We start from the raw sequence: 11899 nt of genomic DNA, 5'->3' as shown, positions 1-11899 counted from the left end.
GATCAACCTTCGCTTTCAGCGGACACGTGCTCGAGATGGTTTTCGTGGCCTTCATGACCTTCGTGGCCATTACCCACCCGCACGTTGCGGCTTGGCACAACGGTAGAGATGGCATGTTTGTAAACCATCTGGCTGACCTGGTTGCGCAGGAGCACCACGAACTGATCGAACGATTCGATCGTGCCCTGCAGCTTAATGCCATTGACCAGATAGATGGCGACGGGTACGCGCTCGCGGCGTAATGCATTCAGAAATGGATCTTGCAAGGATTGCCCTTTTGACATTTTTGTTCTCCCCCTCATCCACAGACAGGCCGGAAAAAAATGACGCCAAGGACGCCCCGACCCGAGTTTCCGAATGTTAACCGCTTTTAAATCACGGATGAAAGGGTTTCGCAAGATATGACAAACACATAACGAAAAGGCGTCATATTTTTTACAACCGCTCCTCACTTTGCGCCAGGAAAAGTCCCACGGCATCGGTCGCACGCTCCAGCAAGCCGGGCTGATCGGGGTCCAATACCCGCGCATCGATCTCACTGCGCAGCCAGGTGATCTGCCGTTTGGCGAGTTGGCGGGTGGCGTAAACGCCCCTGTTGCGCAACTCGGAGGCGTCATATGCGCCCTCCAGATGTTCCCAGGCCTGGCGGTAACCGACGGCACGCAAGGCCGGCAGGTCGGGCGACAAGTCCCCACGCAAGCGCAAGGCGCGCACTTCATCGAGCAGGCCTTGGCCCAGCATGTCATCGAAACGCCGCGCGATTCGCGCATGCAGGGTCGCGCGTTCTGGCGGCAGCAGCGCCAGCTTCATCACGCGCCACGCAAAATGGTGTCCACGACCGCGCTGTTGTTGCGCACTCAATGGCTGACCTGTGAGTGCAATGACTTCCAGAGCGCGCTGGATACGCTGCGCATCGCCTGCCTTGATGCGTTGCGCAGCGTGCGGATCGTAGTCGGCGAGGCGGCGATGCAAGGCATCCCAACCGATAACTGATGCTTCTTCGGCAAGCCGCGCACGCACGCCGGCATCGGCTTCCGGCAAGCTGGACAGGCCACGTTGCAGCGCACGGAAATACAAGCCCGTGCCCCCCACCAGCAAGGGAATACGACCGGCTTCGCTCACGCGTCGCATAACGGCCTGCGCATCGGCGCTGAAATCAGCAGCCGAATACGGCTCGGCCGGATCGCGGATATCGATCAAAGCGTGCGGGTAACGCGCGCGCGTCGTCACATCGGGCTTGGCCGCGCCGATGTCCAGACCGCGATAGACCAGGGCCGAATCCACACTGATCAAGTCGAACGGAAATTGCTCGCTCAGGGCGCAGGCCAACGCGGTTTTGCCCGACGCGGTCGGTCCCATCAGAAACACGGCGAGTGGGCGGCAATCAACAGGCATCCAGCCATTTTAGCGGTTCATGCCCGCAGTCCGCCGCATGGCGTGTCCACTGGAGTTACGCTGACGCGTTCATGGGCAAATCACTCACGCCAGATTCGTGCTCATGCCCCGTCGAAACGTCCTTCACACATCACGCTTGCTGCTTGCCACAGGATTGGCTTTCGCTCCCCTCACGTTTGCGCAGCTCACCGCGCCCGGTCCGGACTTCAGCGGCCTCTGGCAGCTCAACGACAAGCAAAGCGACAGTGCCGCGACGATCACGCAACGGCTGCATGCCGAGAAAAGACGCGAGCAAGCACCCTCCTCCCGGCCCGCCTCAGCCAGCTCAAGCGGCACACCCTCGACGACGAACAGCGGCTTCGGTGGCCGCGGGGGCGGACGCGGGATGGGAGGAGGGATGGGAGGAATGGGCGGCGGGCATGGCGGTGGCCGGCACGGCAATCAAGGCTCGCAAGACTCCAGCAGCGATCACAGCGCGCCGCCGAAGGATCCGACACCGCCCCTTCTCACCGAGGACTCCTTCTTGAACGTGCAGCAAAACAGCTCAGGGTTACGCGTTGATTTCAACAACACCGACCGGCTCGATACGCGCTTCGGTGGCTCCGTGCGCCAATCCCTCAACAGCAATGCGCGCGTGCAAAGCCAACTCACCTCCAACGGCATGCAGATATCCATGAGTTTCGACGACGGCACCCATCTGGATGAAACATGGGTGCGCTCGCCCAACGGCCACCATCTGACCGTCACCGAAACCTGGACGACGAACGATGTCAGAGAACCGATCGTGTTCAAGCGCAACTACGATCGATTAGATCTCTGAAGCGAGTGATCTGCCACTCGACATGCTGATGCGCGGCGAAAACACCTGACCGACCCTCAGCGGCAGCCGGTCTCCCCGGCCATCGACGCCGGTGGCGGCAAGGCCAGGAACACCGTGCTCCACAGCTGCGCCGCGTTGGACTCGTCTTCGTGCGCGCCCTCCGCGCCGAACGGTTCGATGTGATAGTGCCCATCGCTATACGACCAGGACCACAACTCAGACGTACGCACCGCATTGGCTGCACAAATCGCTCGCCATAGCCCGGTTTGCGCAGCGACCAGATGCGCACGGGTAGCCGGCGGCAGATCGCTACGCGCGAGCTGGCGCTTCAGTCCGGCGGCCATCACCGCCTGTTGCCAGGCCCAGACCACGGTGCCGTGGTAGGCGTTATTGCCGAAGCGCGACCATACGTCATGACTTGCGTACGCAGGGTTGGCGACGACCATCCCCACATCGGTCATCAGGCCTGCAGGGAACGGCCGCATCAGGCTGCCGATGTTGCGATCCAACTCGGCCGCATCAGGCCGGCCGAACAACAAGTTGAAGCCCACGTCGGAATTCAGCACGGGAACCGGCTTCCCTTGCGCATCCAACGAGATGGCGGGAAATTGGAGCGCTGCGTCATCCAGTGCCGCCAGCGCGGTCGCATCCGCCACGCCAATCTGCTTGGCATAGTCACGCACTTGCTGGGCGGCTTGCTGATTGGATAAGCGCACGGCGAACAAGGCGCCGGCGTGCTTATCCCAGTCATCTGCGCTCGCCGCAGCGGCCCGCAGGCGCTCGCGCTGTGCCGGCGTGGTGTAGTCGTTCAACAGGCCCGCATCAAGGAACTGGCCGATCGCGCGCAGCGCTGCGGGCATCCAGATGGCGTTGACGTCATAGGGATAGCGGCCACGGCCGATGCCCTCGTTACTGTCGCGCCATTGCCCCACCTGGCTGCCAGGCTTGAGCGAGATCAGATTCGTATAAACCGGCTGATGCGCGAAGGCTTCGCTGTGTCCGGCGACGAACAGCAGGTTGCGCACCAGTGCATCGCCACGTCGCTCTCCATCGGCTTTGCTGGCGAGGAACGCGTGCGCGCCTTGACGGCCGCGCGGGTCGTCCAGCAACCACGCCGCAGCGACCGGCGCGAGCATGTAGTCGCTATCGATCATCACATAGCTGTAGATCGGCGCAGCCGAGGGTTTGCCTTGCTCCTTGAGGTGTTCCAAGACGGCGTATTCGCCGATGTCTTCCTCATGCGCCACCTGGCCATCAGGCGACAGCCGTGCCAGTACCGAAGCAATGCCGGCGTCGACGGCGGCGGGCTGCAGCACGGGCATCAGCAGGCGCACGGACATGAGCGTGTCGCGCCCAAAGTAGGTATCGAAACGCCAGGAGCCGGCGAGGAATTTTTCGCGGTAACTGAGAAATTGCAGCGCGTTGCGGCTGCGCATGTCCGGCTGTGCTTTGCTGTTGAGCAGGTGCGTGAAGGGCGTCAGCGGAGTCTCGCCGGTGCTGGCCTCAATGCGCACGTGCAGCGCCTCTCCCGGATGATCTGGACGCAACACGATGTGACCATCTTCGCGCTGAAAGCGACCGTTGTCCGTGCTCAAGGTGATGGCGTAACCCGGCGCGCCATCGATCCGTTGGCGCTGCCAGTTGATGGAACGCTCTGTAATCTGCGGGGTGGCGACAATCTGCGGCGTGGCGGCGACTTGCGCCTTGTAGCCGCTCCCCAACTGGTAGTCGCGCAATACGCGGATGCTGCCCAGTACGGCGTCCTTCAGCACCAGCGCATTCGTGGTGACACTGGCCTGGGCGACGATGCCGTTCCAGACGTGGCCATCCACGGTGCGCTGCAGTCCCATCACCCGCTCCAACGTCCAATGCACCGGCGCGGTGGTCGGCGCGAACCATATGCCTGTGCCGCTATTGCCCGCGGGGAACGCCACCAGCACGCGCGGCTTGTTGCCGGAACTCAACAATAAATGAGCGGCGATACGGCCGTCTTGATAAAACGCGTTTTCGATCTGGCCTTCGGTAATGCGGAACTGCAGGGGCGCCGGGGCGCCTTGATCCTTCGCCTGGGCTGACCATGGCGCCGGCAGCGCAAGCATGCCTGCGACCAGCACAAGCGTAGAAACCGCGGAACGGAATCGGCTTATGTGCGTTGCCCTACCGTCCACCCGAGCCATCATGTTCATACGCATCCGTCTTTTTCACTCGACAACGTACAAACTCTCGACAGTAAAAGACAAGGCGCCGGGCGAGCAACGCTGCAGTGCAAGAAAGCGGTGTCGGGCATCGCTCTCTATAATATCGGCTTTCCCCGTCCTTCCCCAACGGAATTCCCATGTCGCAAACGATGAAAGCCCTGGTCAAGCGTCTGCCCGAAGAGGGCATTTGGATGGAAGAAGTGCCGCTACCGGAAGTCGGCCCCAATGAGGTGCTGATCAAGCTGGAGAAAACCGCTATCTGCGGCACGGATTTGCATATTTACAAATGGGACGAGTGGTCCCAGCGCACCATCAAGCCTGGCCTGACCATCGGCCACGAATTCGTCGGTCGCATCGTTGAGATCGGCCCCGGTGTCACCGGCTACAAGCTCGGCGACCGGGTCTCTGCCGAGGGCCATATCGTGTGCGGTCACTGTCGCAACTGCCGCGCCGGTCGCCAGCACCTGTGTCCGAATACCGTGGGTATCGGCGTGAACCGCAATGGTGCCTTCGCCGAATACATGAGCATGCCGGCCTCCAACCTGTGGCCGATTCCGGATCAGATTCCCTCCGAACTGGCTGCTTTTTTCGACCCCTACGGCAACGCCGCGCATTGTGCGCTGGAGTTCGACATGGTGGGCGAGGACGTGCTGATCACCGGCGCCGGCCCGATCGGCATCATCGCTGCGGGCATCGCCAAGCACGTGGGCGCGCGCAACGTGGTGGTCACCGACGTCAACGATTATCGCCTGAAACTGGCCGCCGACATGGGTGCCACGCGTGTGGTGAACGTCGCCAACCAGTCGCTGAAGGCCGTGATGAAGGACCTGCACATGGAAGGCTTCGACGTCGGCCTGGAAATGAGCGGCAACCCGCGCGCATTTAATGACATGCTCGATTGCATGTACCACGGCGGCAAGATCGCCCTGCTCGGCATCCAACCCAAGGGCGCCGGCATCGATTGGGACCGGGTGATTTTCAAAGGCCTCACCTTGCAGGGCATCTACGGCCGCCGCATGTACGAGACCTGGTACAAGATGACCCAGATGGTGCTCACCGGCTTCCCGCTGCAAAAGGTGCTTACCCACCAGATCCACATCGACGATTTCCAGAAGGGCTTCGACCTGATGGATGCGGGAACATGCGGCAAAGTGGTGTGCTCCTGGCATTGAACGTTTGCGCGCAGGGACGAGGCGAGCCCTCGTCCCTGAACATTCACGCCGCCTGAATCATTCGCAAAAACCTGATAAAGGTTCTACGCAACGACTACATCGCACGCTACACTCCCCGCAGGCGCGCCGACATGAACTTCTAGGTTGGAGAAAGTGCACGGTTTGCGATTGCCGGCACGATCGGCCCGCAATCTCACGGGAGGAGCGTCGACGGCATGGCAAACCGTAACCTGTCACCTCACGCATTGATGCAGGCCAGCCGCGAACGCGCGCAAGGCCTTTATCGATCCCGCCGCCTGCGCATCACGGCGCTGATCATCGCGATATTCCTGCTGCTGTTCGGCCTGTTCGGGTTTTTCGTCGCGCCAGGGCTCATCAAGAATCAGTTGCAAAAACAGCTCGCCGCACAATTGGACCGCCCGGTCACCATCGGCGCGATTCATGTGAACCCCTACACGATGCGGCTAACGGTGGACAAGCTGCACATCGGCGAACGCGATGGTGTCTCGCCTTTTGTCGACGTCGACCAATTCGTGGTGAACGGCTCTTGGAGTTCGGTCTTCCATCTCGCGCCGGTGCTGGATGAACTTTCTCTGCAACATCCGCAGATTCATATCACGCGCACCGACCCGCAGACCTTCAACTTCACCGATATCGTTCAACGTTTCGCATCCAAGCCGGCGGATCCGAACGCATCGCCGACACGCTTTGCGGTATCGAACATCAGCGTGCACGATGGCGAAATTACGTTCGACGACAAAGTCGGTAACGTCACGCATCACGTGGACCAGATCGAGCTGGGCATACCCTTCCTCGCCAACCTGTCGCACGACACGGATATCTTCGTGCAGCCCCTGCTGGCAATGCGTGTGGATGGTAGTCCGCTGCGCATCGAGGGCCAGACCAAACCGTTTGCAAGCAGCCGCGAATCCGTCATCAGTTTCACGCTGGATCGCCTGGATTTGCCGAAATACCTGGGCTATGCGCCTGCGCCGCTGCCGGCGGTCATTTCCAGCGGCTTGCTGTCGGGCAAGCTTGACGTGCACTTCGTGCAGACGCAGCCGACACCGCAGCTGCTCATGCAAGGCACGCTGCAACTCGATAATCTGGCCATGGCCACGCAGGACCATGCACCAATACTGGAAATGGGCCATGCCAGCGCCGCCCTCGACGACGTGCAACCGCTGCAATCGCGCTATCACTTCGGCACGCTGCAGCTCGATCACGCGGACCTGCATTACAGCAAGCTGTCGGGCGGCCGTACGAATTTCGATGCGCTGCTCGGCAAGAACTCGCCCCCACCGAAACCTGGAACGCCGCCAAGCGACGCGTATTTCGCGCGCCTCGTCATCACCAACAGCAGCCTGGATTACGGCGACCTAAGCGGTGCCAAGCCGGTGCATCTGCTGCTCGATGGTATGCATGGCGCGATCGATCATCTTTCCACGGTATCCGCACAGCCGGGTGCGGTCGATCTGACCTCGAATCTTGCCGGCGGCACCGTGCATGTCGCCGGAAACGTGTTGGTGCATGCGAGCCAGTTCAACGGCGAGATCAGTATGAGCGACGTCGGGCTGCAACCACTGGTTGCGATGGGCCCCGCCATGCTTAACGCAGACATCTCCAGCGGCTCGCTCGATGGCGATATCCATCCACAGATCGACTGGAGCAACGCGCTTGCGCTGACCATGGATAACAGCAAGCTTGCGGTCAACAACTTTGCACTCGCGCAGCGCGGACGTAGACCTGTGTCGTGGCAAACGTTAACGGCCGATATCCATCATATCGATCTCGATCACAGCGTGGCGCAGCTTGACACGGTGGCCTTGCAAGGCCTGAAAATCGATGCGCGCCGATTGAAGAATGGAAGCATTGATCTGACCCATCTCACGAAACCCTCGCCGCCGGCGAAAGGCACGCACGCGGCTTCGCCATCGTGGCACTGGAGCATCGCGCAACTGAATATCGATGGCAGCACGTTCGCGCTGACCGATCCGAGCCTGCCCAGCAAGGAAGGCCGCATTGTGATCAATGCCGAGAAGTTCAGCCTGATAAATCTTTCCGATGACATGCATAAGCCGATTGCGCTGGATCTCAGCGGTGGCATCGGTCGTGGAAAATTCAGGGTAAATGGCAACGTAAAGCCCGAACCCGTCGACGCGGACCTTCGCGTTGTCGCCAGGCGCCTGGATGTCGCCCCGTTTGCATCGCTCGCGCAGGTACCGTTGAACGTTAATGTCGACAGCGCGCAGCTCGGCGCCAACGGACGGCTCCGTTACCGCGATCGCAAGCCCGGCCCGCTGATTCGCTATCAGGGCCGTATGCTGGTGAGTCGTGTGCGCGTGCTGGACAAAGTCACCAACGACGACTTTCTGCGCTGGAACGCGCTCTCAGCCAATGGCATCAAAGTACAGATAGGCGAAGGTGCGCCAAAACTGGATATTGAGGCACTGGCGCTCAACGACTTCTACGCGCGCGTCATCGTCAACAGCAACGGACGCATCAATCTGCAGGATGTGGTGTCCAACCCGTCGCAAGCACCGGTATCGGTGACGCGTGCAGAGAGTGGCCCGGCACCTGCCGCAAGCGCACCGCCTCCACCCAAGCCGATCGCGCCGCCTGCTCCTGCCGGCGCTACGTCCACTACCACGCTTGCAACGGCCAGCTCAACGGCTGCGCCGCCCGCGCAGATCCACATCGGCCAGATCACGCTGGCCAACGGTAATCTCAACTACACCGACAACTTCATCAAACCCAACTACACCGCCAACATCACGCAACTGGCCGGCAAAATCGGCGCTTTCGGCACGGATACCAGCGGTGCGCCCGCCGATGTCACGCTACAAGGCGAGCTGGACGACAACTCGCCAGTGAACATCGATGGCACCATCAATCCGCTCACCCCGGTGGCGTTTCTCGATATCAAGGCCAAGGCCGATGATGTGGAACTCACGCATCTGACGCCGTATTCGGGCAAGTACGCCGGCTATCCCATTACCAAGGGCCGGCTGACCATGGACGTGCACTACCAACTCGACCAGAACAAATTGAACGCCGACAACCATATCGTGCTCAATCAGCTTACCTTCGGCGATCGCATGGAAGGGCCGGGCATCAGCCACCTGCCGGTGAAGCTGGCGGTGGCCTTGTTGAGGGATTCCAACGGCAATATCGATATCCATGTGCCCGTTTCCGGCTCGCTCAATGATCCACATTTCAGCCTGGGCGGAGTGATCTGGCAGGCCTTTGTGAATTTGCTCAAGCGTGCGGTGACCTCGCCGTTTCGGTTGCTTGGATCCATCGGCGGAGGTGGAAAGCAAGATCTGGGTTACGTCGAGTTCACGCCCGGCTCCGCTGTGCTCGATGCGCAGGCCAAGGACAAGCTTGCAAACGTGGTGGATATACTCAACAAAAAACCGGATTTGAAGCTCGACATCATCGGTCGTGTCGATCCATCCGTCGACCAGGAGGGCCTGCGCAAGGTCACCGTCGACGACCTGGTGCAGAAGGAAGAAGCCGATGACATCGGTACCGCTGCCGCCACCGCCGCGCCAGTCAAACCCGGCACCGACGATTACAACAAATACCTGGGCAAGGCCTACAAGCACGGCAACTTCAAAAAGCCGCGCGATTTCGTCGGATTGACCAAATCGCAACCACCCGACGAGATGATCAAGCTGATGGAGGCCAACGTCACGGTGGATCAGGACGCGCTGCGCCATCTGGCTGAACGCCGTGCCGATGTGGTGCGCCAGTATCTGCACGGCAAGATCAACGACAACCGCGTGTTCGTGCTGGCACCGAAGCTGGATGCCAAGGGCATCGACGACAAGGGCAAGACCACGCGCGACGATTTCGGTTTGCACATGTAGTAACGCCACTTGAGCCCTCTTCCCTTCAAGGAGAGGGTTGCGGGAAGCCGACCTCGCCATGAATTTCACACCCGCCCTGTTCCCCCACAGCCCCGAAAAGCCGAAAATGGGTACTTTCCCCCAGAACGGCATCGGTCCCATGAGCTACCCCGGCCAGGCGCGTTACACCCAAGAACTTGAATCCATCCGCGAGCAGGGCCTGTTCAAGGCCGAGCGCATCATCACTTCACCGCAGTCGGCTGAAATTGAACTGGAAGGCGGTCGCAAAGTGCTCAACTTCTGCGCCAACAATTACCTTGGCCTGGCCGATCACCCCGAAGTGATCAAGGCCGCCAAGGAAGCATTAGATACACATGGCTTCGGCATGGCGTCTGTGCGCTTCATCTGCGGGACGCAGGATTTGCACAAGCAGCTCGAAAAGCAAATCGCCGACTTCTTCGGCACTGAAGACACCATCCTCTATGCAGCCTGCTTCGACGCGAACGGCGGTTTATACGAACCACTGCTAGGCGAGGAGGATGCGATCATTTCAGATGCGCTCAATCACGCCTCCATCATCGATGGCATTCGCCTGTGCAAAGCCAAGCGCTTTCGTTACGCCAACTGCGACATGGCCGATCTGGAAGCCCAATTAAAAGCCGCCGATGCAGCCGGTGCGCGCACCAAACTCATCAGCAGCGATGGTGCGTTTTCCATGGATGGCTTCATTGCCCCTCTGGATAAGATCACCGCGCTGGCCGGCAAGTACAACGCGCTGGTGCATATCGATGAATGCCACTGCACTGGTTTCCTCGGGGCCCACGGGCGCGGCTCGGCGGAGGTGCATGGCGTCATGGACAAGATCGACATCTTCACCGGCACGCTCGGCAAGGCCCTCGGCGGGGCGGTGGGCGGTTTCACCACGGGTCGCGCTGAAATCATCGAGATGCTTCGTCAGCGCTCGCGCCCCTATCTGTTTTCCAACTCGCTGCCACCCCATGTCGTCGCCGCTGCGATCAAGGTATTCGATATGTTGGGTTTGGCCGGCGAGCTGCGTGAACGCGTGCAGGAAAACACACGTTATTTCCGTGAGCAGATGACCCGCGCCGGTTTCGACATCAAACCCGGGGTGCATCCGATCGTGCCGGTGATGATTTATGACGCCAAGAAGGCACAAGCAATGGCTGCCGGCCTGCTCGATGAAGGCATCTATGTCACCGGCTTCTTCTATCCGGTGGTGCCGCAGGGTCAGGCGCGCATCCGTACGCAGATGAGCGCGGCGCATACGCGCGACCATCTCGACCGCGCGATCGCTGCATTCACCAAGATTGGGCGTTCACTCGGGCTAATCAGCTAACGATGATTGGCGTAGGCTGGGGTCAACGGCGCCAGGCCCCAGCCCGTATGTCATGCATTACCGATTACGAAGCATGCAAGGAAATCGTGGCATTCGCTAAACCTCGCATGCCGTGTTGCAACTATCTACGCCGCGCTGGGCCCTCATCATGTCGCCTGGATCGAGCGGACGCTGCTCGCGGTGCGGAAGCACGCGCAGGTTTTATAGGTGTTTTCGCAGGCGTCAGTTCCGCGACTTCTTGCGCGGTCAAATGACGCCACTGCCCTTTCACCAAATCACCCAGTGCGAGAGGGCCGATCGCAACGCGAAGCAAGCGCAAGACGCCGATATGCTGCGCGGCCAGCAGACGACGGATGTGCCGGTTGCGCCCTTCGTCGAGGACGATTTCCAGCCATGCGTTTTTCTCTCCCGTGCGTAGCAGTGATACGCGTTTTGCAGCCAGCTGCTCGCCATGGTCGGAAACACCTTCAAGCATGCGCTCGAACAGCGCTTGATCGGGAACCGTATCGATCTGCACGTGATAGGTCTTGTCCACGTGGTGGCGCGGATCGGTAAGGCCTGCCGCCCATGCGCTGTCATTACTGAGTAACAGCAAGCCTTCGCTCGCCTTGTCGAGCCGGCCGACAGGCCCTAACCATGGAAGGCCGGATTGAGCGAGTAAGTCGTACACCGTGTCGCGTCCGCGTTCGTCAGCGGCGCTCACCACAATCCCTCGCGGTTTATTCACGGCGATGTACACGCGTTTGGCGGCGTTTACGACCTCGCCGTCGAGCGAGACACGTTCGCGTTCGAGATCCGTTGCGCGTTCCGGATCACGCACGATACGTCCATTCACACTCACCCTGCCCTCGCGCACGGCCTTCTCCGCCTGGCTACGGGAGCAGACGCCCCATTTGCTGAGGACACGGGCCAGACCGAAGCGTGGAGATAACGAGCTGGAAGGTGTGTGGCGGATGGTCATCGCTTGCGGTGAGCGTAAATGTGGCTGGACATGACGCTAGTCTAAGAAAAAGAAAAGCCCGGCAAAGGCCGGGCTTTTCCGTACAGCATGCAGCTTCCAATTACTGCTGGACCTGCAGCTCCGTACGACGGTTGCGAGCGCGGCC

General features: G+C 60.5%; 8 protein-coding genes. 4 read left to right on the top strand and 4 right to left on the bottom strand.

Annotated features, from left to right (window positions below):
- Nucleotides 1-2: 2 nt before the first annotated feature.
- On the bottom strand, nucleotides 3-284 hold the full coding sequence (gene hfq / locus DWU98_RS12340; RefSeq protein WP_115495875.1) for an RNA chaperone Hfq: 282 nt from the start codon (nucleotides 282-284) through the stop codon (nucleotides 3-5).
- 151 nt (nucleotides 285-435) lie between these two features.
- Nucleotides 436-1395 (bottom strand): tRNA (adenosine(37)-N6)-dimethylallyltransferase MiaA, encoded by a 960-nt coding sequence (gene miaA / locus DWU98_RS12335; RefSeq protein ID WP_115495874.1) that lies wholly within the window; start codon nucleotides 1393-1395, stop codon nucleotides 436-438.
- 103 nt (nucleotides 1396-1498) lie between these two features.
- On the opposite strand from miaA, the gene DWU98_RS22100 reads away from it, so the two are divergent.
- The gene (locus tag DWU98_RS22100) at nucleotides 1499-2215 is read left to right on the top strand and encodes a hypothetical protein (protein ID WP_196239508.1); all 717 of its coding nucleotides are present in this window, start codon (nucleotides 1499-1501) and stop codon (nucleotides 2213-2215) included.
- Nucleotides 2216-2271: 56 nt separating this feature from the next.
- On the opposite strand, the gene DWU98_RS12325 is transcribed toward DWU98_RS22100, so the two are convergent.
- The gene (locus DWU98_RS12325; protein ID WP_230474825.1) at nucleotides 2272-4401 is read right to left on the bottom strand and encodes a hypothetical protein; all 2130 of its coding nucleotides are present in this window, start codon (nucleotides 4399-4401) and stop codon (nucleotides 2272-2274) included.
- A 149-nt stretch (nucleotides 4402-4550) separates the two neighbouring features.
- On the opposite strand from DWU98_RS12325, the gene tdh reads away from it, so the two are divergent.
- From tdh to kbl, 3 genes are all read left to right on the top strand, one after another.
- Nucleotides 4551-5585, top strand: a complete 1035-nt coding sequence (gene tdh / locus DWU98_RS12320; protein ID WP_196239507.1) for an L-threonine 3-dehydrogenase — start codon at nucleotides 4551-4553, stop codon at nucleotides 5583-5585.
- A 215-nt stretch (nucleotides 5586-5800) separates the two neighbouring features.
- A complete protein-coding gene (locus tag DWU98_RS12315) occupies nucleotides 5801-9457 on the top strand; it encodes a DUF748 domain-containing protein (RefSeq protein WP_115495872.1) in 3657 nt (1218 codons plus the stop codon).
- Between the two features lie 139 nt (nucleotides 9458-9596).
- Complete coding sequence (gene kbl, locus DWU98_RS12310; RefSeq protein ID WP_115495871.1) at nucleotides 9597-10793, top strand: glycine C-acetyltransferase; 1197 nt, start codon at nucleotides 9597-9599, stop codon at nucleotides 10791-10793.
- Between the two features lie 121 nt (nucleotides 10794-10914).
- On the opposite strand, the gene DWU98_RS12305 is transcribed toward kbl, so the two are convergent.
- On the bottom strand, nucleotides 10915-11754 hold the full coding sequence (locus DWU98_RS12305) for a pseudouridine synthase (protein ID WP_115495870.1): 840 nt from the start codon (nucleotides 11752-11754) through the stop codon (nucleotides 10915-10917).
- Nucleotides 11755-11899 lie beyond the last annotated feature (145 nt).

Source organism: Dyella monticola, from assembly GCF_003363155.1.
Taxonomy (GTDB): domain Bacteria; phylum Pseudomonadota; class Gammaproteobacteria; order Xanthomonadales; family Rhodanobacteraceae; genus Dyella_B; species Dyella_B monticola.
Note: the sequence above shows the minus strand (reverse complement) of the source record. Positions and strands in the feature narration are given on the sequence as shown.